At 69.0% G+C, this 24,968-nt stretch carries 27 protein-coding genes; 4 read left to right on the top strand and 23 right to left on the bottom strand.

The annotated features are described in order from the left end of the window. Positions 1 to 65 precede the first annotated feature (65 nt). From EV137_RS27485 to rsmI, 7 genes are all read right to left on the bottom strand, one after another. Positions 66 to 965, bottom strand: a complete 900-nt coding sequence (locus tag EV137_RS27485; RefSeq protein ID WP_134131335.1) for an NADP-dependent oxidoreductase — start codon at positions 963 to 965, stop codon at positions 66 to 68. A 29-nt stretch (positions 966 to 994) separates the two neighbouring features. After that, on the bottom strand, positions 995 to 2,284 hold the full coding sequence (locus tag EV137_RS27490) for an RNA polymerase sigma factor (protein WP_202871172.1): 1,290 nt from the start codon (positions 2,282 to 2,284) through the stop codon (positions 995 to 997). Continuing rightward, positions 2,281 to 2,661: a YciI family protein gene (locus EV137_RS27495; RefSeq protein WP_238175698.1), complete on the bottom strand. Its 381-nt coding sequence runs from the start codon at positions 2,659 to 2,661 to the stop codon at positions 2,281 to 2,283. The genes EV137_RS27490 and EV137_RS27495 overlap by 4 nt, the downstream gene beginning before the upstream one ends. A 16-nt stretch (positions 2,662 to 2,677) precedes the next feature. Further along, positions 2,678 to 3,088 (bottom strand): hypothetical protein, encoded by a 411-nt coding sequence (locus tag EV137_RS27500; RefSeq protein WP_134131337.1) that lies wholly within the window; start codon positions 3,086 to 3,088, stop codon positions 2,678 to 2,680. Beyond that, entirely contained in the window at positions 3,081 to 3,485 is a 405-nt protein-coding gene (locus tag EV137_RS27505) for a DoxX family protein (RefSeq protein ID WP_134006370.1), read from the bottom strand. Before EV137_RS27505 ends, EV137_RS27500 begins: the two co-directional genes overlap by 8 nt. Before the next feature lie 83 nt (positions 3,486 to 3,568). Continuing rightward, positions 3,569 to 5,134 (bottom strand): methionine--tRNA ligase, encoded by a 1,566-nt coding sequence (gene metG, locus EV137_RS27510; protein ID WP_134131338.1) that lies wholly within the window; start codon positions 5,132 to 5,134, stop codon positions 3,569 to 3,571. A gap of 29 nt (positions 5,135 to 5,163) precedes the next feature. After that, positions 5,164 to 6,006 (bottom strand): 16S rRNA (cytidine(1402)-2'-O)-methyltransferase, encoded by an 843-nt coding sequence (rsmI, locus tag EV137_RS27515; protein ID WP_134131339.1) that lies wholly within the window; start codon positions 6,004 to 6,006, stop codon positions 5,164 to 5,166. A gap of 195 nt (positions 6,007 to 6,201) precedes the next feature. Here rsmI and EV137_RS27520 point away from each other — a divergent pair, with 195 nt between their 5' ends. Beyond that, on the top strand, positions 6,202 to 7,752 hold the full coding sequence (locus tag EV137_RS27520) for a dolichyl-phosphate-mannose--protein mannosyltransferase (protein ID WP_311136391.1): 1,551 nt from the start codon (positions 6,202 to 6,204) through the stop codon (positions 7,750 to 7,752). On the opposite strand, the gene EV137_RS27525 is transcribed toward EV137_RS27520, so the two are convergent. From EV137_RS27525 to EV137_RS27570, 10 genes are all read right to left on the bottom strand, one after another. Further along, positions 7,736 to 8,206, bottom strand: coding sequence for a GNAT family N-acetyltransferase (locus EV137_RS27525; protein WP_134131341.1), 471 nt, complete (start codon positions 8,204 to 8,206; stop codon positions 7,736 to 7,738). The genes EV137_RS27520 and EV137_RS27525 overlap by 17 nt on opposite strands. 45 nt (positions 8,207 to 8,251) lie before the next feature. Next, on the bottom strand, positions 8,252 to 8,923 hold the full coding sequence (locus EV137_RS27530; RefSeq protein WP_134006365.1) for a DUF1707 SHOCT-like domain-containing protein: 672 nt from the start codon (positions 8,921 to 8,923) through the stop codon (positions 8,252 to 8,254). A gap of 137 nt (positions 8,924 to 9,060) precedes the next feature. Next, positions 9,061 to 10,281: an MFS transporter gene (locus EV137_RS27535; protein ID WP_238175588.1), complete on the bottom strand. Its 1,221-nt coding sequence runs from the start codon at positions 10,279 to 10,281 to the stop codon at positions 9,061 to 9,063. After that, complete coding sequence (locus tag EV137_RS27540; RefSeq protein WP_134131342.1) at positions 10,278 to 11,087, bottom strand: Rossmann-like domain-containing protein; 810 nt, start codon at positions 11,085 to 11,087, stop codon at positions 10,278 to 10,280. Before EV137_RS27540 ends, EV137_RS27535 begins: the two co-directional genes overlap by 4 nt. 156 nt (positions 11,088 to 11,243) lie before the next feature. Further along, complete coding sequence (locus EV137_RS27545) at positions 11,244 to 12,302, bottom strand: pyridoxal-phosphate dependent enzyme (RefSeq protein WP_202871173.1); 1,059 nt, start codon at positions 12,300 to 12,302, stop codon at positions 11,244 to 11,246. Continuing rightward, positions 12,299 to 13,846 (bottom strand): ABC transporter ATP-binding protein, encoded by a 1,548-nt coding sequence (locus EV137_RS27550; protein WP_134131343.1) that lies wholly within the window; start codon positions 13,844 to 13,846, stop codon positions 12,299 to 12,301. The genes EV137_RS27545 and EV137_RS27550 overlap by 4 nt, the downstream gene beginning before the upstream one ends. After that, positions 13,843 to 14,682, bottom strand: a complete 840-nt coding sequence (locus tag EV137_RS27555; protein WP_238175590.1) for an ABC transporter permease — start codon at positions 14,680 to 14,682, stop codon at positions 13,843 to 13,845. The genes EV137_RS27550 and EV137_RS27555 overlap by 4 nt, the downstream gene beginning before the upstream one ends. Next, positions 14,679 to 15,617, bottom strand: a complete 939-nt coding sequence (locus EV137_RS27560) for an ABC transporter permease (RefSeq protein ID WP_134006359.1) — start codon at positions 15,615 to 15,617, stop codon at positions 14,679 to 14,681. The genes EV137_RS27555 and EV137_RS27560 overlap by 4 nt, the downstream gene beginning before the upstream one ends. Then, entirely contained in the window at positions 15,618 to 17,150 is a 1,533-nt protein-coding gene (locus EV137_RS27565; RefSeq protein WP_202871174.1) for an ABC transporter substrate-binding protein, read from the bottom strand. Positions 17,151 to 17,369: 219 nt separating this feature from the next. Beyond that, complete coding sequence (locus EV137_RS27570) at positions 17,370 to 18,251, bottom strand: RNA polymerase sigma-70 factor (RefSeq protein WP_202871228.1); 882 nt, start codon at positions 18,249 to 18,251, stop codon at positions 17,370 to 17,372. A 233-nt stretch (positions 18,252 to 18,484) separates the two neighbouring features. Between EV137_RS27570 and EV137_RS27575 the strand changes: the two genes are divergently transcribed. Further along, positions 18,485 to 19,339 carry an SDR family NAD(P)-dependent oxidoreductase gene (locus EV137_RS27575; RefSeq protein ID WP_134006353.1) on the top strand — a complete coding sequence of 285 codons (855 nt, stop codon included), beginning with the start codon at positions 18,485 to 18,487 and terminating at the stop codon, positions 19,337 to 19,339. Between the two features lie 91 nt (positions 19,340 to 19,430). On the opposite strand, the gene EV137_RS27580 is transcribed toward EV137_RS27575, so the two are convergent. Genes EV137_RS27580 through EV137_RS27605 form a run of 6 tightly spaced genes read right to left on the bottom strand, consistent with a single transcriptional unit; the run spans position 19,431 to position 23,581 of the window. After that, a complete protein-coding gene (locus EV137_RS27580) occupies positions 19,431 to 19,913 on the bottom strand; it encodes a MarR family winged helix-turn-helix transcriptional regulator (RefSeq protein ID WP_134131346.1) in 483 nt (160 codons plus the stop codon). Positions 19,914 to 19,956: 43 nt separating this feature from the next. Further along, positions 19,957 to 20,943, bottom strand: coding sequence for a CopD family protein (locus EV137_RS27585; RefSeq protein WP_238175591.1), 987 nt, complete (start codon positions 20,941 to 20,943; stop codon positions 19,957 to 19,959). Further along, complete coding sequence (locus EV137_RS27590) at positions 20,940 to 21,446, bottom strand: copper resistance CopC family protein (protein ID WP_134006349.1); 507 nt, start codon at positions 21,444 to 21,446, stop codon at positions 20,940 to 20,942. Before EV137_RS27590 ends, EV137_RS27585 begins: the two co-directional genes overlap by 4 nt. A gap of 2 nt (positions 21,447 to 21,448) precedes the next feature. After that, complete coding sequence (locus tag EV137_RS27595; RefSeq protein WP_134131347.1) at positions 21,449 to 22,132, bottom strand: YcnI family copper-binding membrane protein; 684 nt, start codon at positions 22,130 to 22,132, stop codon at positions 21,449 to 21,451. 47 nt (positions 22,133 to 22,179) lie between these two features. After that, positions 22,180 to 22,695: a hypothetical protein gene (locus tag EV137_RS27600; protein WP_134131348.1), complete on the bottom strand. Its 516-nt coding sequence runs from the start codon at positions 22,693 to 22,695 to the stop codon at positions 22,180 to 22,182. Positions 22,696 to 22,747: 52 nt separating this feature from the next. Further along, positions 22,748 to 23,581: an alpha/beta fold hydrolase gene (locus tag EV137_RS27605; RefSeq protein WP_202871176.1), complete on the bottom strand. Its 834-nt coding sequence runs from the start codon at positions 23,579 to 23,581 to the stop codon at positions 22,748 to 22,750. 78 nt (positions 23,582 to 23,659) lie between these two features. Here EV137_RS27605 and EV137_RS27610 point away from each other — a divergent pair, with 78 nt between their 5' ends. Next, positions 23,660 to 24,181, top strand: coding sequence for a SigE family RNA polymerase sigma factor (locus EV137_RS27610; RefSeq protein WP_134131349.1), 522 nt, complete (start codon positions 23,660 to 23,662; stop codon positions 24,179 to 24,181). After that, positions 24,178 to 24,951 carry a hypothetical protein gene (locus tag EV137_RS27615; RefSeq protein ID WP_134131350.1) on the top strand — a complete coding sequence of 258 codons (774 nt, stop codon included), beginning with the start codon at positions 24,178 to 24,180 and terminating at the stop codon, positions 24,949 to 24,951. Before EV137_RS27610 ends, EV137_RS27615 begins: the two co-directional genes overlap by 4 nt. Positions 24,952 to 24,968 lie beyond the last annotated feature (17 nt).

Consider the following 24,968-nt stretch of genomic DNA (forward strand, 5'->3'; position numbering starts at 1 on the left):
CGGCCACGCGTAGGCCGCTGTGGCAGGCCCACGCGGGCGCGGGTTGGTGAGTGCGGGGGGTCCGCCTACGGACGGAGGACGATCTTGCCGCGGGCGTGGCCGGACTCGCTCAGCTCTTGAGCCTTGGCCGCGTCCGCGAGCGCGAACGTCTCGGCGATCCGGGTAACGAGCGTGCCGTCGGCGGCGGCCTGCAGCTGCGCATCCAGCCCCGCCCGGATCCGCTCGGGGTTCCCACCGCCCCCGGAGGTCTGGATGCCGAGCTCACCGGCCGCGGCGTAGTCCGCGATCGTGACGATCCGCTCGGTGCCGCCGCGCAGCTCGACCGACTCGTGCAGCCCGCCCTTCCCAGCACTGTCGAACACGGCGTCGACGCCCTGCGGGGCGGCGGCGCGAACGCGCTCGACGAGCCCGTCGCCGTACGCGACGGGCATCGCCCCGATCGCCTGCAGGTACCCGTGGTTCACCGCCGACGCCGTACCGATGACGGTCAGGCCCGCCGCCTTGGCGAGCTGTACGGCGATCGCGCCGACCGCACCCGCGGCGCCGTGGATCAGGATCGTCTCGCCGGACTTCACCTCGAGCAGATCGAGCACCCGCTGCGCGGTCTCACCGGCCACCGGGATGCTGACCGCCTGCTCCCAGCTGACGCCGGCGGGCTTGCGCGTCACGGTGCCGGCGATCGCGTACTCGGCGTACGCACCACCCACCGCCCAGCCGACGACCTCGTCACCGACGGCGAACTCCGCGCCGTCACCGGCCTCGTCCACCACACCGGCGACCTCGAACCCCGGGATCAGCGGCAGCGCAGCGTTCGTCAGACCGCGGCGAACCTTGTAGTCGAACGGATTCACCCCCGCCGCGCGTACCTGGATCCGCACCTGCCCGGGCCCGGCCTGCGGCTCAGGAACGTCCCGGACCTCCAGCACCTCGGGACCGCCGAACTCCTCGAACACCACAGCCCGCATACCGCTGCCTCCGTCATTTGATGATCTGTTCATTCGAAGGCCGGCGGCTGCTCGCGCATTCCCAGACGCGCCGCCCGAGAGTGAAGATAGCGCTGCTCCGGGGCGCTGACGGTCAGCTTGGCAGCGGTGAGGTAGGCCTGGCGCGCGGCATCCAGGGAGCCCGACTGTTCCAGGAGGTGTGCGCGGACGGCGGCCAGGCGGTGGTGGTCGGCCAGCTTCGGGTCGGCGGCCAGGCTGTCGAGCAGCTCCAGGCCGGCTGCCGGTCCGCGGTGCATGGCGACGGCGACCGCCGAGTTCAGCCGGACCATCGGATCCGCGGACATCCGGACCAGGACGTCGTACAGCGCGACGATCTGCGCCCAGTCGGTGTCCTCGAACCGCTCGGCCTCGGCATGGACGGCGGCGACCGCGGCCTGCAGCTGGTACGGGCCGGGTCGTCGTCGCGGCAGCACCTCCTCGAGCAGCGCGACACCTTCGGCGATCAGGTCGCGGTCCCAGCGGGTCCGGTCCTGTTCTGCCAGCGGGATCAGGTCGCCGGTCGGACCGGTGCGGGCGCGGCGGCGCGCGTGCGTCAGCAGCATCAGCGCCAGCAGGCCTCCGACCTCGGGCTCGGACGGGAGCTTCTCGCGCAGCATCCGGGTCAGGCGGATCGCCTCCGCGGCGAGCTCGACCCGCTGCAACGTCGTACCCGACGAGGCGGTGTAGCCCTCGTTGAAGATCAGGTACAGCACCTGCATCACGACGTCGAGCCGTTGGCGGCGCTCCTCCGGCTCCGGCAGCCGGAACCGTGCGCCGGACTGGCTGATCCGCTGCTTCGCGCGGCTGATTCGCTGGCCGACGGTGGCCTCCGGTACCAGTAGTGCTCGCGCGATCTCGGCCGTCGTCAGACCGCCGACGGCCCGCAAGGTCAGCGTCAGCTGGCTGGCCGGTTGCACATCCGGATGGCAGCACAGGAAGAGGATCACCAGCGTGTCGTCCTGGTCGGCAGTGCTGATGCTGTCGCTGCCGCCGTCGAGCAGACTCTGCGGCAGGCTGCGGGTCGCGTCCAGCTGCTCCCGCCGGCGCCTGGCCTGCTCGCTGCGCAGCATGTCGGTCATCCGGCGTACGGCGACCGTCGTCAACCAGGCGGCGGGATTCGGCGGTACGCCGTCCTCGGCCCAGCCGGTCACCGCCGCCAGCAACGCTTCCTGGACGGCGTCCTCGGCGAGATCGAACCGGCCGAACCGGCGCGTGACAGCGGCGAGGACCCGCGGCGCGAGCTCGCGCAGCAGGTCCTCGATCCGGAGGTCTCCGGGGAGCTCCTCGGCCGGCCCGGTCACATCTCCTGGCCGCCCTGCTCCATCACCGGCCGCAGCTCGACCCGGGTCTCCACCAGCGCCGAGAAGCGCGCCGCCAGCTCGACCGCCCGGTCGTGTGAGTCGACCTCGATGATGCCGAAACCGGCGAGCACCTCCTTCGCCTCGGCGTACGGACCGTCCGAGGCGACCGGGCGGCCGTCGACGATCTCGATCGTCATCGTGTGCGACGGATCGGCCAGGCCGAAACCGGTGACGAGCTCACCGTTGGCCGCGAGCTCGGCGTAGAACTCGCCCATCGCCTGGAAGTGGGCGTCCACCTGTTCCTGCGACCAGGTGGACTCCCGGCCGCCGAGCCCGAGGGTGTCCCAGGCCGACTCGTCCCCGAACGTCATGATCATGTACTTCACTGCCGAATCACCCCACCCGCGTCATGGTCGACTCGTACCCGCCGCCCGGCCACTCCCAGGCACCGGTGTTCACCGACTGGTCCGCGTTGAACTCCCCGACGAACTTGGCCGGCGAATCGGTGTCTCCGAACCAGATCGTCAACGTGTTGCCGGCCAGCTGGTAGGTGTACTCGAGGATCTTGCCGGTGTTCGAGAAGTAGTGGGACCGGAGTGTACCGGTTTCGGTGTCCAGGCCGATGTACTCGACGCCGCGGCTGGTCTCGCCGTCGCTGACCAACTCGATCCGCTGCACGACGAACGCGCCGTCCTCGAACCATTCGTAGCTGACGGTCCCGTGATGCCCGGGCCCCTCGACGGTCCAGGTCCCGATCAACGGTGCGAGACTGCGCAGCGCCTCGACAGGTGACTGCTCAGACATGGCGGCCTCCCCGGCTGTCCTGGTGCCGCCGGGAGTACGCGACCACCGCGGCCAGCACACCGAACACCAGCGGCACGGTCGGCGCGATGCCGAGAACCGCGACGTTGGTGACCACCGCGCCGGCCATCAGTGCGACCAGCCCCAGGGCCGCGGCCGCCGCCAGACGCGGGACCAGCAGCCCGATCGCGCCGGCGATCTCGAGGACGCCGACGAACACCCGCAGCCACTGACCGGCGCCGATGTCGTCGAACATCCGCACCATCTGCTCGGAGCCGGCGACCTTGCCGGCGCCACCGGCTCCGAACTGCACGGCCAGGGCCACGCGCACGGCCCAGACGGCGATCGTCCGGATCCGTGCGGCGGACCGGCCCACTCCAGGAACTACACGCTCACTCATCGTTCGCTCCGATCGATCAGGGTCACTTTCACCCCGTTATCGGAGCCACCACCGCGCCTTCGACAGCGCGGCCGAACTTTTTCTCAGCTTTCTTCGAGACGCGGGAACAGGGGCTCGCCCTTGGTCAGGGTCGCGCCGGCCGGGAGCTGGCACCAGGTGCCGGCGTCCTGTACCCGCTGGTCGTTCAGGGCGCCGAGCTTCTCCTCCGCGCCGAGCAGCTCCCACAGCTTCGCGGACGTCTTCGGCATCGTCGGGTTGTGCAGTACGGCGACCGCGCGCAGGACCTCGGCGGCGGAGTACAGGATCGTCGCCAGGCGGTCCCGCTTCGTGTCGTCCTTCGCGACCTTCCACGGCTCCTGCTCGGTGACATACCCGTTCACCGCGCCGACCAGTTCGTTGATCGCGGCCAGGGCGTCCTGGAATGCGAGAGTGTCCAGGGCCTTGTCCGCGGTCGCCACGGTCTGCGCGAGCTTGTCCGCGAGCGCCTGCTCGGCCGGTCCGTGGTCGGTCGGCTCCGGCAGCGCGCCGTCGAAGTACTTGCCGACCATGGCCGCGATCCGGCTGGCCAGGTTGCCGAGACCGTTGGCGAGCTCGGAGGTGTAGACCGCGCTCAGGTGCTCCCACGAGAACGAACCGTCCGACCCGAACTGGATCGTGCGCAGGAAGTAGTACCGGAAAGCGTCCGAGCCGAAGTGGTCGGTGATCTCGTGCGGCGCGATCGCGGTGAGCTTCGACTTGCTCATCTTCTCGCCGCCGACCAGCAGCCACCCATGGGCGAACACCTGGCGCGGTACGGCGACCTCGGCGGCCATCAGCATCGCCGGCCAGATCACCGCGTGGAACCGGAGGATGTCCTTGCCCACCAGGTGTACGTCGACCGGCCACAGCTCCTCGAACCGCTCCGGGTCGGTGCCGTAGCCCGCGGCCGTCACGTAGTTCAGCAGGGCGTCGATCCACACGTACAGGACGTGGTCCTCGTCCCACGGGACCGGGATGCCCCAGTCGAACGTCGATCGCGTGATCGACAGGTCCTGCAGGCCCTGCTTCACGAACGCGATCACCTCGTTGCGGGCACTCGCGGGCGCGACGAAGTCCGGCTGCGACTCGTACAGCTCCAGGAGCTTGTCGCCGTACGCCGAGAGCCGGAAGAAATAGTTGGTCTCGGAGACCGTCTCCAGTTCGGTGCCGTGGATGATGCACCGCTGCGTGCCGTCCTCGTCGGTCCGGATGTCCGCAGGGAGCTTGAACTCCTCACAGCCGACGCAGTACAGGCCCTCGTACTCGCCCTTGTAGACATCGCCCTTGTCGTACAGCTTCTGCCAGAACTCGCGGACCCGCTCGGTGTGCCGCTGCTCGGTGGTCCGGATGAAGTCGTCGTACGCGATGTCGACGTCGACCCAGGCCGGCTTCCACGACTCCTCGACCAGCTTGTCCGTCCAGGCCTGCGGCGACATCCCCTGCGCCTCGGCGCTGCGCATCACCTTCTCGCCGTGCTCGTCGGTACCGGTCAGGTACCACTTGCGCTCGCCGCGCTGCGCGTGCCAGCGCGTCAGGACGTCCCCGGCCACCGTCGTGTAGGCGCTGCCGATGTGCGGCGGGGCCGTGACGTAGTAGATCGGGGTGGTGACGTAATAGGCCTTCTCGGACATGTAATTAAGGGTAGTGCCGGGCGCCAGTGTTATTTACCAGGGTCCCGAGCAGCGAGTACGGCGTCGTACACCGTCCGTTTCGGGACGTTGAAGCGCTTCGCGACGTCAGAGATCGCCTGTTTGCGCGGCGTACCTGCCTCCTCGTCCTTCGCCACCTCCCGGGCCAGGTCCTCCGGGGTCATGACCTTGTGCGGGTCCGCCCCGGCCACCACCACGGTGATCTCACCCCGGACGCCGTCCTTGGACCAGGTCACGAGTTCGTCGAGCGGGCCGCGTTTCACCTCTTCGTACGTCTTGGTGAGCTCCCGGCACACCGCCGTACGCCGGTCCGCGCCGAACGCCTCGGCCATCGCCTCCAGGGACTGCGTGAGCCGGTGCGGCGCCTCGAAGAACACCATGGTCCGCGGCTCGTCCTTGAGCTCGCCGAGCCGTCGCGCGCGCTCCCCCGGCTTGCGCGGCAGGAACCCCTCGAACGTGAACCGGTCCACGGGCAGCCCGCTCAACGCGAGCGCCGTCAGCACCGCCGACGGTCCCGGTACCGCGGTCACATGGACGTCGGCCTCGATCGCCGCCGCCACCAGCCGGTACCCCGGGTCCGACACGCTCGGCATCCCCGCGTCCGTCACCACCACCACGGTCTGCCCGTCCAGCAGCGCCTGCAGCAACTCCGGCGTACGCTCCCGCTCGTTTCCCTCGAAGTAGCTGACCACCCGCCCGCTCAGCTGAATCCCCAGCTCGGACGTCAACCGCCGCAACCGCCGCGTATCCTCCGCGGCCACCACATCCGCCCCCACCAACACCCGCCCCAACCGCGCCGAAGCATCCGACACGTCCCCAATAGGCGTCCCCGCCAACACCAGCCGCCCGCTCATCAGGTCATCATCCCAGCCGCTCGCACAGACGCGGGGAGGCGGTGGTACCGGGGCGTCCGTACGATGGCGGGCGTGGCTGCTGTGATCGAGGACGGGACGGTACGGCGGAGTGACGCCGGCGCGGAGCGGGAGACGCTCGGGCGGGACGTGCTCGGGAGACGGCTGCCGCCGCTCAAGGAGCGGTTGTACCCGGCGATGCCGCGGGACTTCGACGGCGGCTGGATCGCCACGCTGGTGATCACCGTGCTGGCCGGCGTACTGCGGTTCTGGCACCTCAGCAACCCGGTGAAGTTCGTCTTCGACGAGACGTACTACGCCAAGGATGCGTACAGCCTGCTCAAGTTCGGCTACGCACGGCAGTTCATCGACCAGCCGGAAGGCGCCGCGGACAAGGCGATCCTGGCCGGCAACCTGGACGTCTTCAAGGACACCCCGAGCCTGACCGTGCACCCCGAGGTCGGCAAGTGGATGATCGCCGCCGGCGAGCAGCTGTTCGGGATGACCCCGTTCGGCTGGCGGTTCATGCCGGCGCTGTTCGGCACGCTGACTGTGCTGCTGCTGATCCGGACGGTACGCCGGATGACCCGGTCGACCCTGATCGGCTGCATCGCCGGCCTGCTGCTCGCGGTCGACGGCCTGCACTTCGTGATGTCCCGGGTCGCGCTGCTCGACATCTTCCTCGCGTTCTGGCTGGTCGCGGCGGTCTCCTGCCTGGTCGCCGACCGCGATTGGACCCGCCGCCGGCACGCCGAGACCCTCGACAAGCCGGTCACCGACGGCGAGCGCCGTACGATCGGCCGCTGGCTGCTGATCCGGCCGTGGCGGATCGCCGCTGGTATCTGCTTCGGCCTCGCGCTCGGCACCAAGTGGTCGGCGGTCTGGGTGCTCGCCGCGTTCGGCGTGATGGCGTTCGCCTGGGACTTCGGGGCCCGGCGGGCGCTCGGAGTACGGTTCGCGTTCGTGAAGTCGGCCCTGGTCGACGGCATCCCGGCGTTCGTCAGCCTGGTGCTGGTCGCGGTCGTCACGTACGTCGCGACCTGGACCGGCTGGCTGCTGCACGACAACGCCTACGACCACAACTGGGCCGCGAGCAACCCGGCGCACGGCGTGATGAAGGTCGTGCCGGACGACTTCCGGTCGCTGCTGGCATACCACAAGGAAGTGCTCGCCTTCCACACAGGCGACTACATCAAGCACGCCACCCATCCCTACGCGTCGAACCCGGCCGGCTGGCCGATCATCGCCCGCCCGATCGGTTTCGACGCGGTCAACGACATCAAGCCCGGTACGCCGGGCTGCAACGCACCGGCCGGGACCAACTGCCTGCAGGTGATCTCTGCCCTCGGTACGCCGCTGTTGTGGTGGGGAGGTGCGCTCGCGCTGATCGCGGCACTGGTGCTGTGGATAGGCACGCGTGACTGGCGGCTCGGCATACCGATCGTCGGGTTCGTGACGTGCTGGGTGCCGTGGTTCGCGTTCGACGACCGGCCGATCTTCTTCTTCTACGCCGTCACGATGATCCCGTTCACGGTGATGGCGCTGGCGCTGATCCTCGGCAAGGTCCTCGGCCCGGCCCGGGAGGCGATGAGTACGGCGACCCCACGCCGGCTGATCGGCACCGCGGTGGTCGGCGCCTTCACGGTCCTCGTGGTGCTGAACTTCGCCTACATCTGGCCGATCCTGACCGACGAGGTCCTCCCCCACCCGGCCTGGCTCAGCCGCATGTGGTTCAAGACCTGGATCTAGGGCGTGACGCGTAGTCGATCGAGTCGAACGGCCAGTGCGTCGTCAGCCAACTGCTCACGGCGTCGTACAGGACGATGTCCAGCTCGGCCCGGTCGCCACGTACCCAGGAGCGAACGTCGGTGATCCGTGCGTCCCGGCGGGCGGGATAGATGTACACGCACCCGATCACCTCGTCGCTCCCCGACTCGATCACCGTGTAGGTGAATCCACGGCGCCCGGCGAAATCGTCGGCGTGACGTCGTAGATCGCCGAGGTTCGCCTCGAGAGACATCCCGTCGACCGGCGGCCAACTGCCCTGGAAGCCCGGCGTCGCACGGATGTGGTCGATGCTGCCGGTCCACGCGGCGTAGTCGCGAGCGTTGTGTTCAGGCCCGAGCGGTTCCAGCCGGAACCGAGGCGTGATCAGCTCGGTGGGCACGTCGAAGTCGGCTGGGACGAAGGACTGGTCGGCCATGGCCGAAGGTTATGAGCCCGGAGCGCCGTACCGCACCCGAATTGCTCAGTGACCCAAGTGCCCGTGTCCCTTGGACTTCTTCTTGCCATGGCGTTTGGCCGAGGACTGGCCGCCGACGCCGCCGAACAGTGCCAGGCCCTTGACCACGACGACGGGTGCGTTCGGGTCGGGGTTGTCGCTGCCGCGGGCGCCGAAGCCGCCGAAGATGCCGACGCCCTCGTTGCGTACCGTCACGCCTTCCGGGACGGTGATGTCGATACCGCCGAACACCGCGAACGCCCAGATCGTCACCTCGCGGCCCTCGAAGACCGCGTTGGTCATGTCGAGGTCGTGCCCGCCGAACACCGCGAACGCGTTGGTACGGCGCTTCACCCGCCAGCGGCCGTTCCGCTCGCCGCCGCCGAAGATCGCCACCATCGTGTCGAAGCTCTGCTCCGGGTCGGCCGGCTCCTCGATCGGCACCAGGCTGGTGGACGCGGCCGCGGCGGGTTGCGCCGCGGGGGTCGGCTGACCGGGTACGACGAGGTCGCGGGTGATCGGTTCGAGCTCGCCGAGGGTCTTCGCCTCCAGCGTCTGCTCGAGGCGCTCGGCGTGCTCCTCCTGCGTCAACCGGCCCGACATCAGGGCCTCCCGCAGTACGTCGACCACCTGATCACGATCAATGTCGGACGCCCGCAGATGCGCGTGCGGGTGCGGGCGGTCGGGCAGGTTCTCCATGAAACGGAACGATATATCGCAATCGGCTCGCTGAGGACCCCGATAAATCCCCGAATCGCCCCTGATCCACGTCGTCCTTGAGCACCCGTCAACCGTTTTCGGGGTGCCCAAATGGTTGATGGGTGCTCAAGGATGCTTCACTCCGGCACGCGGTGGATGCGGAGGGCGAGGAGGAGGGCGGTGGTGGTGATCGCCGCGAAGGTGATCGCCGTACCGGGGTAGCCGCCGAGGCCTAGGCCGAGGCCGCCGATCGCGGCGCCGAGGAACGTGCCGAGGCTCATGCCGGCCGCGTTGACGCTGAGCGCGGATCCGCGGAGCTCACCGCTGCGGCGGACCAGCAGAGTGGTGACACAGGCCGCGACCGTTGCGTGGCTGGCGCCCATCAGTGCGGTGAGGAGCAGCGTGAGCGGGAGCGTCGGAGAGAAGTAGAACGCGGAGACTGCGAGCAGGGCGACGGTGATGCCGCCGGCGAGGAGTCGTTCGGGGGAGATCCACGGGCGATCGGTGGCGAGGTACCGGCCGGAGAGGAGGTTGCCGAGGAAGAACGATGCGCCGCTGAGCGACCAGACCAGCGCGAACCAACCCGGCGCAAGGTCGAACTTCTCGTCGTAGAACGCCGCGAGGTAAGCGAGGTAGCCCATGAAGGCCGCGGTTCGCAGCATCGCGATGGCAAGCAGCGGGAGCGCGCCAGGGATCCTGGCAAGCTCGCGGTACGTCGCCAGGTAGCTCATCCGCTCCCGGTTGGTGATCGGCGCCTTGCGCCCGCGCCCGCGCCAGAAGAAGGCGCCCGCCAGGACGAGTGAGATCGCTGCCGCCGCCAGCAGGTTGCCCCGCCAGCCCCAGACCAGTCCCGGCCCGGCGAGCACCGGAGCCGCGAGCATCGCCATCGCCGACGTCGTCGCGGACACCAGCGTCGCCGCACGGCCCGCGGCGGCCGGCGACCTGAACCGATCCGCGGCCGCGGCGCCGATCGACGGCGCCAGGATCGAGGTCGACGCCCCGATCAGCAGGCAGAACGCGGCCAGCGCAAACACGTTGCCCACGGCCCCCAATGCGGCCGAGACACCCAGCAGCGCGAGCCCGCCCGCGGCGACCAGCTCACGCGGCACGCGATCCATCAGCGGCGCCAGCACAACGCCGACGGCTAGCGCTGCCAGCCCACCGAGCCCGCGCAGTCCACCGATCTCCGCAACGCTCCCGCCGGCGGCCTCGGAGATCGGCACCAGATACATCCCGAACACCGTGAACGGGATCAGACTCACCGTCGACGCCAGCAGGAAAGGCCACAGCCTGCGGGCCATCCGAAGATCGCCCGGGACTGCTGCCGCGGGTGCGGTGAGGTTCTGCTGGGTGCTCATGTATCCGTCCTGTAGCGATAGAGGCTGCTCGGGCGGGAGCTGAACTGGGAAAAGGGAAAGGGTTCCGCGGACAGCGCGGTAACGCCGGCGCCGAGGAAAGCACGGGCGACCGCACTACCGGTCTGAGCGTAGACGGCGAGCGGCTTCGATTGCTCACGGCAACGAGCAAGGAGTACGTCGAAGCTGCCGTTGGACAGTGTCATACCGGTGGCGACGACTGCGTCGGCCGCGTCGATCACCTCGATCATGTCGCGGGAAACGGGCAGGCCGGAGGCGGTCTCGCGGAGGTTGAAGTCGCACGGAAGGCAGACGCCCCCGCGTTCCGTGATCGCGTCGACGAGCGGGTTGACGACTCCGATCAAGGCAACTTTGGTGCCTTCGGCAACGTCCAGGAGTCCGGCGACAGCGGCGTCACGGGCGCGGGCACGAACATCCGGCGTACCAGCGGGAAGGACGACTTCCTCGGCGTACGGCACTGTGTGGTGCGGCTCGACCGCGGCCAGGTAGGCGTCCAGCGCGGCGATCCGGACGGGGAGCGGGTCGTTGGAGGAGAGTACGTCGGCGAGCGTGCGGCCGGAGGTGTCGGCGCAGTACGCCGGGTCGAGCTCACCCGACTCGAAGGAGCAGGCACCGAACACCTCTTCTACTCGCAACAGCACGTAGTAGTTCCGATAGGTGACGTCGGCACCAGGCAGGCGCGTCGTGTGGTGCAGCCAGAACGCACTGGTGATGTCGAGGTCCGCCGGTGCCGGACCACGCGCTCCGGCGAGAACCTCTGCGGTCAGATCAGCCACGGAACGGGTCATGGGGCCTCCCGGCCTGGACTGAGGAGCGGAGGGAGCGAAGCGACTGGAGCGACGAGGGAAGGCCGGGAGTCACAGCCCCATGACCCGCGCGCCGGAGGCGCGCATTCAATAGAGTCATGGGAGATCAGCCAGCCTTTCGGGTTGTCGTGCCTCACATTAATGCGACGGAGTCGCAGATGGAAACTCCTCGCGCTGAACCTGTGCGGAGTCCCGCCGGTCCCACGACATCGCCGACCAGGGCACCGCGAGTTCGTCCAGCGAGTCGATCTCCCGCGGCCGCATCGACGCCATCGGCCGCGCCTCGGCGTGCCGGGCGAAGGCGGACTCGACGTACCGCGTGCCGGTGTCCGCGGCCAGGAAAACGTGTTTCCGGCCGCGGTCGCAGTTGTGCTCCCACAACGCCGACAGGTACGCCGCCCCGGCGGACAGCCCCGCGAAAACGCCGGACGTGCGGAGCAGATCCACCGCCGCCGACATCGCATAGTCGAACGAGACCCAGTGCAACCGGTCGTACAGCTCGTGCCGCACGTTCCGGAACTCGATCGAGCTCCCGATCCCCGCGATGATCATCTCCGGGTCCTGCGTGTGCCCGGCCCCGAACGTGATGCTCCCGAACGGCTGCACGCCGACCAGGTTCACGTCCCGGCCGCGCTCCCGCAGGTACGCCGCGATCGCGCCGGTCGAGGCGCCCGTACCGACACCGCCGACCAGGCACAGCGGACCGGTCGGCACCAGCTCCGCCACGAGATCCGCGATCGCGCCGTACCCGAGGTAGTGGATGTCGTCGTGGTACTGCTGCATCCAGTGGTACGTCGGGTTGTCGCGGAGGATCTCGCCGATCCGGCGGACGCGCAGGTTCTGGTCGAGCTGCAGGTTGTTCGACGACGGCACCTGCTCGATGGTCGCGCCGAGGATCTCCAGCTGGATCTTGAGCGTCCGGTCGACCGTCGTGGAGCCGACGATGTGGCATTTCATCCCGTACCGGTGGCAGGCGAGCGCGAGCGCGTGCGCGTAGATCCCGCTCGAGCTGTCGATCAGCGTGTCACCGGGCCGGACCTGCCCGGTCTCCAGCAGCCGGCGGACGGCGCCGAGCGCGGAGTACACCTTCATGGTCTCGAACCGCAGGCAGATCAAGTCGTCCCCGGTGCCGGAACTGACGCGGATCGGGTCCGGGTCCTTGATGGCCTCCGCCAGGTGGTCGTGCAGTCGCGTCATCGGCGCGGTTCGCTCCTCGAGTCGGTTGTCAGCACGGGCGGAGTCTCTGCGGGCGGGGATTGGGGGTTGCCGATCCGGGTGGCTGCGACCAGCCGCCGGGTCAGCTCGTGGTGTGGCTCGGTCGTGATCGTCGCGGGCGGGCCTTGCTCCACCACCCGGCCGGCGTCGAGGACCAGGACCCGGTCCGCGACGGCCGCGACCAGGCGCAGGTCGTGGCCGATCCAGATCAGCGCCGTACCGCGGTCCTTGAGCTCGGTCAGGAGGTCGAGTACGAGCGCCGTACCGTGGTCGTCGAGGGCGGTGGTGATCTCGTCGCAGATCAGTACGTCGGGGTTCGCCAGCACTGCTCGCGCGAGAGCCGCTCGTTGCAGCTCGCCGCCGGACAGCCGGCTCGGCGGGCGGGCGGCGGTGATCGCGGCGACCCCGAGACGGGCCAGCGTGGCGACGGCTTCGGCGTGCGCCTTGTCCGGCGCGAGTCCGCGCAGGCGTTGCGCCGTACGGGCGACCTGCTGGTCGACAGGACGGCGTTCGTCGAAGGAGCCACGGACCTCCTGCCAGACGTACTGGACGCGGCGGTGCTGGTCGCGGGTCCGCTTCCGGAGGACCGGGAGCGGTTCGTCGTCGAGCAGGATGGTGCCGGTGTAGCGCTCGTGCAGGCCGGCCAGGCAGCGGGCCAAGGTGGTCTTGCCGCTGCCGGAGCGGCCGACGACCCCGAGACAGGCGCCGGCGCGGACGGCGAGGTCGGCCTCGTGCAGGACGACGTCGCGCCCGCGGGGGCGCAGCGAGGCAGACAGGTTCATTGCCGTTAGCAACGGTTGTCCGGCAGCAGAGGTTCCCGTGACCTTCAGGTCCGGTGCAGGTGGGAGTACATCGGTGGCGATCACCTGACCGGCATCGAGGACGACAACACGGGATGCGAGGGCGCGGACCAGGTCGAGATCGTGACTGAGCAGCAAGATCCCGAGACCGGTGGCGGCGAGGTCCCTGAGTTCGTGGACGAGTTGCAGCCGGGTGATCGAGTCGAGACCGGTGCTCGGCTCGTCGAGCACGAGTACCTTCGGCCGGCAGGTGAGCGTTTGCGCGAGCGCCACTCGTTGCCGCTGGCCACCGGAGAACTGATACGGAAAACGTTTGAGGGTTGAGCGGTCTCCGGGCACCTGCGCCGCGCGGACGGCCTCGCGGGCGTCGCCGTCGTGCAGCTTCGCCAGCTCCTGCAGCGTCGTCCCGATCCGCCGGGCGGGGTTCAGCGCACTGCCGGGATGTTGCGGCATGTACGCGACGACGCGGCCGCGTATCGATTGCGCGGCGGCAGTCACTCCGTTGCTGGCGACAACCAGCTGACCGTCTACCTCCACGTAACCGCCCAGTTGTACGCCGTCGGCATGTTCTCCTAGCAGCGCCAGCGCTGAGGTGGTTTTCCCCGACCCGGAGGCGCCGACGAGAGCGGTCACCTCCCCCGCGACGACCTCGAACGAAACCCCGTCCACCAGCACCGCTTCCCCGGCGGTCGCGGACAACCCGGTCACGCGCACCACCGGCGTCATCGCGCGCTCTCCACGAGACGGCGCGACCTGTGCACGAGTCGGTCGGCGAGGAGGTTGAAGCCCAACGTGAACGAGACGAGAAGGAGCGCCGGGGCGAGGACCGACCAGGGTTGGAGGAGCAGTCCTTCGCGGTTGCGGGACACGCTGACCGCCCAGTCCGGCGCGGTCGGGCTCAGACCGAGCCCCAGGAAGTTGACCGAGGCGACGAGGAACACCGCGAGCGTGATCCGCGTGCCGAGATCCGCCGCGACCGGACCGAGGACCGAGCGTCCGACGTACCCGAGCTGGATCGTGAACCACGACTCCCGTTGCATCCGGAGCGCCTCGACCACCGGCCCGCTGGCCGCGTCCAGGGCAGCCGCTCGGACGAGTCGCGCGACGGTCGGGACGTTCACCATCGCTACGGCCACGGTGATTGCGATCGCGGACGCGCGCCAGCCGACCGCGACCACGCTGATCACGAGGAGGGACGGGAGCGGCAGCAGTACGTCGAGAGGCCGCATCATGCCTTCGTCCAGCCACCGATGCCGGGTCGACGCGGCCGTGAGTCCGATCAGTCCACCGATCAGATACGCCAGCACCACCGCACCGATCGCCATCCCCAACGCCGACCGCCCGCCGACGAGCAACAACCCCAGAACATCCCGGCCCAACCCATCCGTCCCCAACACGCCCTCGGGCGAGTAGGGCAGGCCGGGCCGAGCGTCGTACGGCAGCAGCGGCCCCAGCACTGCAACAACCAACGGCACCGCAACCAGTCCCACCGACACGCCGACTGACACGCCGCGCGGCATCCGCAGGCGTCGACCGCTGGCGACACGCTCGCGCGGACTCATCGGAGCAGCGCCGTTCGGGGGACCAACCGGTTGCAGACGAGGTCTGCGCCAAGGTTGATGAGGAGGGCCGCGACGGCCAGTACGAGCGTCAGGCCCTGGACGGTCGGTATGTCTCGGGTCTCCACGCCGTCCACGAGCGCTGTGGCGAAGCCGGGGATGGCGAAGATGGCTTCGACGACCAGGACACCACCCAGGAGGGTGTCGCCGGTGCGGGCGAGTTCTTGTACGCCGGGAACGGCCGCGTTCGGGAGGACGTGGCGGAGCAGGAGTTGACGGCGTGGGATGCCGAGCCGTCGGGCCTGCGTCACGTACTCGGCGTTCAGAGCGGCAACTGTCCCGGCGCGGACCTGACGCGACAGCAGGCAGACCGTCCGGCCGAAGAGTACGGCGATGGGAAGGATCAACAGGGCCGGCGAGGACAGGAGGTTGCCGCCGATCCACGTCGCCGGCAACCAGCCGAGTTTCAGCGAGAACACGGCGACCAGGACGACCGCGATCACGAAGTCCGGGATCGCCGACAACGCCAACGTGATCGACGTGATCGCACGGTCGACGCGTCCGTTCTCACGGGTCCCCATCACGATGCCCAGGGCGACGGCCAGCGGTACGACGATCGCTAGCGTTGCTAGCGTGAGGACGAGTGTCGCGCCGATCGAGTGCCGCACGATGTCGACCACAGGTCCCCCGCTGATCAACGACGTACCCAGATCGCCGGTCAGCACATTGCCCAGCCAGTGCACGAACCGCTCGACAGGAGGCTGGTCGAGACCGAGCTCGGCGCGAAGCGCAGCGACCTGCGACGGCGTCAGCGTCTCGGTGAACCGCAGGTCCGCCGCATCTCCCGGCAGCAACGACGTCAGGACGAACACGAGCACCGAGAGCACAGCCAACTGAACGATCGCGAGCCCCGCCCGTTGGGCGGCGTACGACCGCATTCAGGCCAGCCACACCTTGTCGAACCGGCCCTGGTCCAAGGTGTTCGGCGGCACCGCCTGCACCCCCTGCACCTTCGACGACACCGCGATCAGGTAGTCCGGCAGCCCCCACGCGAGGATCCCGCCCTCGTCCCGCACGGTCCTCTGCAGTACGCCGTACTTCGCCGACCGCTCCTCCTCCGACGTCACCGCCCGCGCCGCCGCGAACGCGGTATCGAACGCCGGCCGCCGCCAATGCGTCACGTTGAACGGCGAATGCGACAGCAACCGATCGGTGACGTACTGCGGAATCGGCATCGCTCCCGACCGATGGTTGCCAATGGCCCCCTTCGTGAGCAGGTCCTTCGCGTAGGTCTGCGGGCTCCCGGTCGTCACCTTCAACCGCACCCCCGCCTCCGCAACCTGCTCCGCGAACAGCGTCGCCGCCTCCACAAATCCGGCCGACGCGTCCGCGGTGAAGATCTCCACCTCTTTGCCCGCCAGCCCCGCCTTCTTCAGCAAGCTCTTCGCCTGGTCGACATCACGCTCGCGGGCCGGCAGATCGGCCGGATAGTACTGATACCCCTTGCCGAACAGGTCGTTCCCCACCTCACCCCGCCCGGCGAGGACCACGTCCACCAGCCGCTGCCGGTCCGCGACCAGCTTGAACGCGAGCCGTACGTCGGGATTGTCGAACGGCGGCCGGTCGACCTTCATCACGAACGCCTGCATCGTGCTGGCCTTCGCCGCCACGATCCGCACCGTCTTGCCGGCCTCCGCGGTCCGCGCGAACGTCGCGGTCATGTCGTTGGCGTACTCCGCCTGACCACCCTGTACGGCGTTCGCCCGCGCCTCGGAGTCCGCCGAGAGAATGTGCAGCTCCTCGATCCGCGCGGGCTCGTCCCAGTAGCCGTCGTACCTCGAAGCGACCATCGAGCGGCCGGCCTCGAACGACACGTACCGGAAGGCTCCCGTGCCGACGGGCTTGGTGGGATCCTTGAACCCGTTCCGCACGATCTGCGTGCCGATTCCGGCCAGCAGCGCGGGGAACTCCGCGTTCGGCTGGTTCAGCACCAGCTCGACCGTCGACGGGCCGATCGCCTTGCTGCGCTTGAGATCCAGCGTCGCGAGCGACGACTGCGCGACCCGCTCCGGTACGGCGGGATCCACGATCCGGGCGATGCTGTACAGGACGTCCTCGGCGACGAGTTTCGCGCCGTCGTGGAAGGTCGCGTCGCGCAGACTGAACCGCCAGGTGGTCGCGGTCCCGTCGTGTTCCCACTTCGACGCGAGCCGCGGTACCGGCTTCAGATCCGGGCCGAGTTCGACCAGCTTCTCGTAGATCGCCTTGTGCCGCGCGATGTCCACGAACAGGCTCTGCACGTGCGGGTCGAGCACCTCCTTCGCCCCGCCGCCGGCGTACACGGCCCGCAACCGTCCGCCCTGCCTGGGTTGCGCGGCCGCACCCCCGTCCGCCCCACATCCGGTGATCGCCGCCAGCCCGGCAACCCCGGCCATCCCCAGGAACCCACGCCTACCCAAAGCCTCGGACACGCGCCACATCCTCACCTTTAGTGAAAACGATTGTCAAATCCAGCGCGCATCCGAACCCGACGCGATCATTCTTTCGGGCACACTCCACCCAGCGCCCGCCGTAACGGCGTGTCACCACCGCCTACCCCCGAGTACCTGGAACGACCCCCAGCCATGAGCACTCGAATCGCAGATCGGATGGTTAGACGCTGACCGGAACGCCTCGGCGGACCGGTGTGCTCATCGCAGGGTGAGTGGGGTTGTGGAGGCGACGCGGGTCAGCTTCTGTGGGTTGCGGACGTAGTAGAGGCCGGTGATGTGGTTGTTCTCGACGCGGATCGCCAAGATGCCGTCGAACTCGCCGTTCACGTGGACGAGCAATGCCGGATTGCCGTTGACCACGGTGGCCTCGCAGGTGATCGCGGCTTCCGCCTTGGCGGTGCCGCCGAGGTAGTAGCGGGCCACCTTCTCGGCACCGATGACCGGCTGTGGCGCGGCCGTCTTCACGCCGCCACCGTCGCTCACCAGGACGACCTCGGGGGCGAGCACATCGAGTAGGCCCTGCAGATCCCTGGTTTCCAGTGCGCGCTGGAACGTCTCCAGAGCCGCCCGAGCCTGGCCGGCAGAAATGGTCTCGCGCGGGCGACGGGCGTCGACATGCCGGCGGGCGCGGTGCGCGATCTGACGGACGGTCGCGGGACTCTTGCCGACGGCGGCCGCCACCTCGTCGTAGCTGACACCGAAAACCTCGCGCAGCACGAACACGACACGTTCGGTCGGCGAGAGGCTCTCCAGGACGAGCATGAGCGCCATCGACACGCTCTCGGCGAGCTCGGCGTCCTCCGCCACGTCCGGCGTGGTGAGCATCGGCTCGGGAAGCCAAGCGCCGACGTACGTCTCCTTGCGACGCTTCATGGTGCGCAGCCGGTTGAGCGACTGCCGGGAGGTGATCCTGACCAGGTAAGCACGCCGGTCGGACACCTCGCTCACATCGACCTTGATCCAGCGCAGCCAGGTTTCCTGGAGCACGTCCTCGGCGTCGGCTGCCGAGCCGAGGATCTCGTAGGCGACGGTGAACAGCAGGTTGCGGTGGGCAACGAAGGCGTCGGTGGCGGAGTCCATCTGGCAGCCGTCGAGAGGCGGTCCGCCGGAACCCGACGCTACCTCGCTGTGCTCGTTCATACCTGCTCCCGGTTGTTGCTTCTCAGCCTGCTTTGCCACAAGACACCGGCCCTCACCTCCGCGTGACACGCCTGCCGGGTGGGCTGCGTCACACCTCTGCGGTGTCACAAAGCGCGGGTTTGCGGTGCCTCATGGTCGTCAGTTCGGCCAACGCAGGTAGGAAGGTAAACATCATGAGCAAGGTCTGGTTCGTCACTGGATCGTCCCGCGGCCTCGGCCGCGAATTCGTCGAGGCGGCCCTGTCGCGCGGCGACAAGGTCGCCGCGACTGCCCGCAGTACCGCGAGCTTCGACGAGCTGGTTGGCAACTACGGCGACGCGGTGCTCCCGCTCGCGCTGGACGTCACCGACAAGGCGGCCGTCTTCGGCGCGGTGGAGCAGGCCGTGGCGTACTTCGGCCGCCTCGACGTCATCGTGAACAACGCCGGCTACGCCCAGATCGGTGCGGTCGAGGAACTCGCCGAGCGCGAGCTGCGTGACCAGCTCGAGACCAATCTGTTCGGTGCGGTGTGGGTGATCCAGGCCGCGCTGCCCTTTCTGCGCGGGCAGCGCTCCGGGCACATCATCCAGCTGTCCTCGGCCGCCGGTCTCGTCGCGATGCCCCTCGGCGGCGCCTACCACGCCTCCAAGTGGGCCCTGGAAGGTCTGAACGAGGCGCTCGCCGGTGAGGTCGCCGACTTCGGCGTCAAGGTCACCATCGTCGAGCCCGGCGGCTTCGCCACCAGGAACGGCAAGAACCCCGATCCACTCGCCAACGGTCACATGGCAGACAAGGATCCGGCGTACGACGGCCTCCGCCTCCGACTCGGCGCGGCCACCGGCAAGCAGCCCGCTGGTGATCCCGCCGCGGCGGCGCAGGCACTCCTCAAACTCGCCGACTCCGACCACCCGCCGTTGCGGGTGCTGTTCGGGCAGGGCTTCTACCCGATGATCCAGCAGGCCTACGCCGATCGGCTCAAGACCTGGGCCGACTGGCAGGACCTTTCGGCGGAAGCTCAGGGCGATCTCGACCAAGCAGCCTCACGGTGAACAACCGCACCGATCACCCTCGGACGGCCGATGGGATCCTGCAGACGGTCACCGAGAAGGCGGTCGCGTAGCCCTCCGGCGCGTGGCCGGGTTACTCGTCGCAGTCGGGGCTGGCGCAGGTGGTGGGGAGGTTGGCAGCGATGCGGTTGAGGAGGATGGTGAGCTGGGCCTGCTCGTCCGCGGTCAGGTGGTCGAGGAAGTAGGTGCGGACGGCGGCGACGTGGTCGGGGGCGGCGGATTCGATCGCCTTGCGGCCGAGTGCGGTGAGGCGGACCATCGAGCCGCGCGCGTCCGAGGTGCATTCCTCACGGGTGACCAGGCCGCGCTTCTCCATCCGGCTGACCTGGTGCGACAAGCGGCTGCGTTCCCAGCCGACCGAACGGCCGAGGTCGCGGGTGCGGAGCAGGCCGTCCTCGGCCTCGGACAGCGGGTGCAGCAGCGCGTAGTCGGCGCCGGACAGGCCCGAGTTCGTGATCATCCGGGCCTCGAGGGCACGCATCAGTTCGCGATGCGTGTCACGGTACGACTGCCAGAGCCCCGCCTCCTGCGCCCCGAGCCATTCCGGTTCCTTCATCCATCCATTGTACGGACGGACGTTGACATGTCACCGACTCACGTCAAGGGGTGCGCGACAGGGCGACGGCGAGGCCGATCGTGCCGGCCATCACCGCGAGTTCTAGCACTGCTAGCTGCCGGAACGCCCCCGCGTCGCCGGTCGCCACCCGCGGGATCGTGCTCTGCCGATGCAGCCGGCCGATGAACACCAGGAGCGCGAACGCGAGCGTCTTCCCGAGCACCAGAACGCCATACCCGGATGTCGCCCATTGCGTGATCAGCCCCCAGCCGTCCTCGCGACCGCCCAGGTGGATCTCGGCGGTGAGGAGTCCGGTGATGCCCATCGTCACCGCGCAGACGAAGGCGAGCGTGCTGAACAGCTCGACGGCCTCGCGAGAGCGGGTGTAGCGCAGTACCGCACCCAGGCCGCCGATCCACGCGGTCGCGGCGACGACGTGGACGACGAGCGATGCGGTGGCGAGGACGGACCACAGGCTGGTGCGATCGATCGCGCCGTGGCCGGTGAGGAGCGGTCCGATAAGCGCAGCGATCGTGAGTACGGCGGCCAGTCGGGCCGTGCGCAACGTCTTGGCGCCGCTCAAGATCAGGGCGAGTACGGCGGTCAGCACGACGGCGACTGCCAGCGCGCGGACCTGACTCAGTTGGCCGGCCGCGTTGGCGTGCTCAGCCAGATGGGACAGCGGGATCCCGAGAATCACGGTCGCCGTCGCAATCAGTCCGCCGATGCTCGCCACCGCCCAGATCCCGGCGGCCGCTGCGGCATCCTGACAGGCGCGGATCGCCTTCTTTCCGAGCTTTCCGTCCTTCGCGGGCAGGAACAGTACGACGGCCAGCACAGCTCCCCCGGTTGCTACCGCGGCCGCATCCGCGAGAATCCGCAGTACCGGGACCGCCCAGGAAACAGCCAGTCCGGCGCCGAGCAGGCCGTCCGGCGCCCGCTTCGGCGCACCACCGGCGGCGAACAACGCCGCCACCATCACAACGATGCCGGTAGCAACTATCCCGGCCGGGACGAAAGCACGTTTCACGAGGCCGGCCGGCGGCGGACGATCACCACGGCCAACGCCACGACCACGAGCATCACCAAGCACATCGCGACGATCGTCACCGTGTTGGAGTTGCCCTCGGGCTGCGCCGGAGCATCGGCCGGTTGGGTGGCCGGATGGCCGGCGTGCGTAACGGTGAAGGCGCCGCTGACCGTGATCGGGTGACCGTCGGACGAGACCACGCGGGCCTCGACCGTGTACCTGCCGGCCTCGATCATCGCGCCGACCGGCTGGGTGACCGTGTTGTCGACCACCTGGACGGCACCATTCGCGACGTTCGTGCCGCTAGGCGATTTCACCTGCACCTGCGTCCCGTTGGACCCGACCGGCTCGTTGAAGGTCAGGATGACCTTCGTCGGCGGCGCGGCCATCGACGAACCGTCGGTCGGCGTCATCGACTCGAGCTTGGCGTGCGCCACTGCCACGCCGGCGGAAGCCACCAGCGTGTACAGCGACGCGACCAGTACTGCGATCAATCGGCGCACGGCTACTGCTTCTCCACAACAGCTGCGGCACGACGAGGCCGCAGCCCGAAGGCCAGACCGAGCAGCCCGACCAGCAAACCACCGCCGCCGAGCCAGCGCGCCAACGTGTCAGAAGAATCCACAGAGGTCGTCGCCGCAACCGGCGTGATCGCCGCCGCCAGCTTCAACGTGGGCGCCGGATGTTCGGCCTCGGCACCGTCCTTGGCGACATCGGCCCACTTCACCACCTCGCCGTCGCTGTAGGTCTGATCCGCCGGAAAGCTCAAGGCGTCCACGCCCTCGGGCAGCTTCCCGACCGACAGCGAGAACTCGTCGAAGTCGTTCGGCGGGATCCCGGCCGCGGTCGCGGTCCAGGTGACCGTCGTGATCGCCTTGGTCAGCGTGACGTCACCGACCTTCACCGCGGCCGGCAGCTTCTCTTCTTTCTTCTCCACCTTCCATCCGTCCTTCACCTGCGCACCCACGTGCGCGAACGGATGGTCCTTGGGCAACGAGACGAGGAGCTTCGTGGTGCTGGTGTTGTCCGACTCGGTCGGCACGCGGAACACCAGCTTGGCGTACCCGCCGGGCTTGGCGTCCGGCGACGACACCGTGACGTGCGCCGACGCCGAGCTCGCGGCGCCGATCACGACGAGCGCGGAGGCCGCGACGATCGCGCCGGCGCGCAGGGCGAATCTCTTGGGCATGAGTGAACCTTTCAAGGCATACGAGTAGTCCGGCGCGATCGGCCGGCTCAGAAAGCAGTTACTCGTACGCCGGGAGGCCCGCGGCCGGAGACGCTCGTGCCGAGCCGGGATCCGCTCGGCGTCCACGCCGCGAAGAAAACGTGTTCCGCGTCGACCCGGCGTACCGGACGCGACATCGGCAGTTCGGGCAGCAGCCGCGCGAACACCCGCCGTACCCGATGGACCCACCGGTGCGCCTGGCCGATCAGGAGGACGCCCGCCAGCAACGCACCCAGGTGGGTCCCCGTCATCATCAGGCTGCTCGCGATCGACATCCCGTGATGCATGGTGACCGAGTCCAACGCGACATGCACGAACAACTGCGCCCCGGCCAAGACGAGCCCCGTCAGCAGCAGCTCCCCCGCCAGGTACTCGCCGAGCAGCCAGCAGACGGCGGCCAACGCCACCAGCGGAGGTACGACGCCCAGCGGCACGCCGCCGCCCCCGACGAGCGCATGACCGACCACCGCCACCGCGACGCTCAGCGCCGCGACCGCGGACGTCGTCCTGCTCTCGGTCGGCATGTGTATCCCCTCGCTCCAGTCACTCTACGGACCGGGGCGCCGCCTGGTTCCCTCAGTGCTGCGACGTGAACCGCAGTACGGCGTCGCGGAACGCGTCCGGCTCCTCGACGTGACCGAAGTGACCGCTCTCCTTCAGCACCACGAGCTCGGCGCCGGGGATCCCGTCGGCCAGCTCACGGGCCGAGTTCTCCGGGCAGATGAAGTCCGCGGTCCCGACGAGCACCAGCGTCGGTACGGTGATCTCACCGAGCCGTCCGCGGATGTCCCAGAGCGTGTCCTGCCGGTTCGGGTCGACGGTGAGGTCGACCGTCTGCTTCCACTCCCCGATCCGCGGGTCGATCGCCTCGAAGTCGTTGAAGTACACGGGCAGCAGCCGCTCGAGCGCGTCGAGCTCGGCCTCGCGACCGACCGGCTGCTCCTGCCACGCCGCGAGCACCTGCGCCGCGATCGGATCGCCGGCCGGCCGCGCCGCGACGTACGCCTCGAGATTCTTGAACGCCTGCGCCCCGAGCTCCGGGCCGTTGTAGGCCATCGAGTCATAGGCGATCACGCCGCGCAGCCGCTCGGGGTGGTCGAGCGCGGTCTGCAACGCGACGAAGCCGCCGTGCGAGTGACCGAGCAGGAAGACCGGCTCGGCGCCGAGATGTCGAGCAAGCTGCTCGACGAAGGACGCGTATCTCTCCATCGAGTAGTCGCCGTCCGGGAGCAGGTCCGAGTTCCCGGTACCGACCGGTTCGACGTACACCATCGTCAGGTGCTGCTCGAGGTCCGGCATCCGCAGGTACGGCCAGTGCACCCCCGGTCCACCCGGATGCGCGATACACACCGGCCCACTGCCGTACATGTGGTAGCTGACCCGGACACCGTCGAGCATGACTTGAGGCACGGAAAAAGTGTGCCGTAGTCGTGCAACCATTCATGCGGCCCACCACGTTTGACTCGGCATGACTGGGGAGCGCCGCGCGTGAGAGCGGAGACGGAGCAGGACTACGTCGAGTTCGTGACGCATCATGCCAACTCTCTGTGCCGGACCGCTTACCTTCTGTGCGGCGATTGGCGGCGGGCGGAGGACGCGACCCAGGAGGCCCTGATCCGGCTGTACCGGGTCTGGGGCCGGATCCAGCGCAAGGGCGCGGTCGGTGCGTACGCGCGGAAGGTCGTGGTCTCCACCACCCTCGACGCGCTGCGCCGCAAGTCCAGCCAGGAGGTCGTCGGCGGCGACGAGTACTTCGCCAACGAGGCCGACGCCGACGCGTTGGGCGTCGTCGAGAACCGGATGGTGATCACCAAGGCCCTCGCCGAGCTACCGCCCCGGCAGCGAGCGTGCGTCGTACTGCGGTATTTCGACGAACTCTCCGTCGACGAGACCGCGATCGCCCTCGACTGCCGACCCGGAACCGTGAAGAGCCAGACGTTGCGCGCCCTGGAGAAGCTGCGCGCCCATCCGTCCCTGGCCGAACTCTCCGACCTGGTGGGGATGAAATGACGGGCGAACTGAAGACCTTGATGGACCAGGCCACCGACCGCGGTACGTCGTTCGCACCCGACGTGACCGAACTGGTCGCGGCCGGTCGGCACCGGACCCGGCGCCGTCGCGCGATGCTGGGCGCAGCCACGGTCGTCGGCACCGCGACTGCTGTGGTCGCCGTACTGCTGGTGGGCCGGATCGGAGACCCCCGGACGAAGCCGCAGCCGGCGACCGTCTCCCAGCCGGCTGCGATCACCGACCTGTGCGCGAGGTCCGACGACTTCTTCCGGACCGCGAACGACGACGCCTGGCGACGGCAGGTGGTCGCCAACTGGACCGACAAGGTCGTCGAGGTGAGCGATGCCGACGGCGCGATGACGGTCCGCCGGTCGCCCGACGGATCGCAGTACGCGTACTGCGTGGCGGGGGTGCCGATCCAGAAGCAACCGCTGGGCGGGTTCGGCGCGACGCTGCTGAACGTCGGCATCGTCACCCGCGAGTACCAGATCCAGCGCTACTGGAGCATGGGGTGCGGCAACGAGCCGGTGGAGAGGGATTACCGGCAGACCAGTTGCACGGGTGTGCGGTACAGCTACGCGGGCCGGGTGCCGGAGGGAGTCACCCGGATCGCGTTCACCGGCCTCGGGCAGCAAGGCGACGCCACCGTCAAGGACGGGTACTGGGTGCACCGCGTCTACACGGACGACATCAGGAAGGGGAACACCGACCCGATCTACATCACGATGTACAACGACTCCGGACAGGCGGTGTTCAAGGAGCGGTACTGACGTCCTGCGATGATGTG

Origin of the sequence: Kribbella pratensis (genome assembly GCF_004366075.1) — a bacterium.
In the GTDB taxonomy this organism is placed as follows: domain Bacteria; phylum Actinomycetota; class Actinomycetes; order Propionibacteriales; family Kribbellaceae; genus Kribbella; species Kribbella pratensis.

Coding starts and splice junctions, on each gene's coding strand:
- EV137_RS27485 (WP_134131335.1), bottom strand. CDS start 965: ATGCGGGCTGTGGTGTTCGAGGAGTTCGGCGGTCCCGAGGTGCTGGAG.
- EV137_RS27495 (WP_238175698.1), bottom strand. CDS start 2,661: ATGATCATGACGTTCGGGGACGAGTCGGCCTGGGACACCCTCGGGCTC.
- EV137_RS27500 (WP_134131337.1), bottom strand. CDS start 3,088: ATGTCTGAGCAGTCACCTGTCGAGGCGCTGCGCAGTCTCGCACCGTTG.
- EV137_RS27505 (WP_134006370.1), bottom strand. CDS start 3,485: ATGAGTGAGCGTGTAGTTCCTGGAGTGGGCCGGTCCGCCGCACGGATC.
- metG (WP_134131338.1), bottom strand. CDS start 5,134: ATGTCCGAGAAGGCCTATTACGTCACCACCCCGATCTACTACGTCACG.
- rsmI (WP_134131339.1), bottom strand. CDS start 6,006: ATGAGCGGGCGGCTGGTGTTGGCGGGGACGCCTATTGGGGACGTGTCG.
- EV137_RS27520 (WP_311136391.1), top strand. CDS start 6,202: ATGCCGCGGGACTTCGACGGCGGCTGGATCGCCACGCTGGTGATCACC.
- EV137_RS27525 (WP_134131341.1), bottom strand. CDS start 8,206: ATGGCCGACCAGTCCTTCGTCCCAGCCGACTTCGACGTGCCCACCGAG.
- EV137_RS27530 (WP_134006365.1), bottom strand. CDS start 8,923: ATGGAGAACCTGCCCGACCGCCCGCACCCGCACGCGCATCTGCGGGCG.
- EV137_RS27535 (WP_238175588.1), bottom strand. CDS start 10,281: ATGAGCACCCAGCAGAACCTCACCGCACCCGCGGCAGCAGTCCCGGGC.
- EV137_RS27540 (WP_134131342.1), bottom strand. CDS start 11,087: ATGACCCGTTCCGTGGCTGATCTGACCGCAGAGGTTCTCGCCGGAGCG.
- EV137_RS27545 (WP_202871173.1), bottom strand. CDS start 12,302: ATGACGCGACTGCACGACCACCTGGCGGAGGCCATCAAGGACCCGGAC.
- EV137_RS27550 (WP_134131343.1), bottom strand. CDS start 13,846: ATGACGCCGGTGGTGCGCGTGACCGGGTTGTCCGCGACCGCCGGGGAA.
- EV137_RS27555 (WP_238175590.1), bottom strand. CDS start 14,682: ATGAGTCCGCGCGAGCGTGTCGCCAGCGGTCGACGCCTGCGGATGCCG.
- EV137_RS27560 (WP_134006359.1), bottom strand. CDS start 15,617: ATGCGGTCGTACGCCGCCCAACGGGCGGGGCTCGCGATCGTTCAGTTG.
- EV137_RS27570 (WP_202871228.1), bottom strand. CDS start 18,251: ATGGACTCCGCCACCGACGCCTTCGTTGCCCACCGCAACCTGCTGTTC.
- EV137_RS27575 (WP_134006353.1), top strand. CDS start 18,485: ATGAGCAAGGTCTGGTTCGTCACTGGATCGTCCCGCGGCCTCGGCCGC.
- EV137_RS27580 (WP_134131346.1), bottom strand. CDS start 19,913: ATGAAGGAACCGGAATGGCTCGGGGCGCAGGAGGCGGGGCTCTGGCAG.
- EV137_RS27595 (WP_134131347.1), bottom strand. CDS start 22,132: ATGCCCAAGAGATTCGCCCTGCGCGCCGGCGCGATCGTCGCGGCCTCC.
- EV137_RS27600 (WP_134131348.1), bottom strand. CDS start 22,695: ATGCCGACCGAGAGCAGGACGACGTCCGCGGTCGCGGCGCTGAGCGTC.
- EV137_RS27615 (WP_134131350.1), top strand. CDS start 24,178: ATGACGGGCGAACTGAAGACCTTGATGGACCAGGCCACCGACCGCGGT.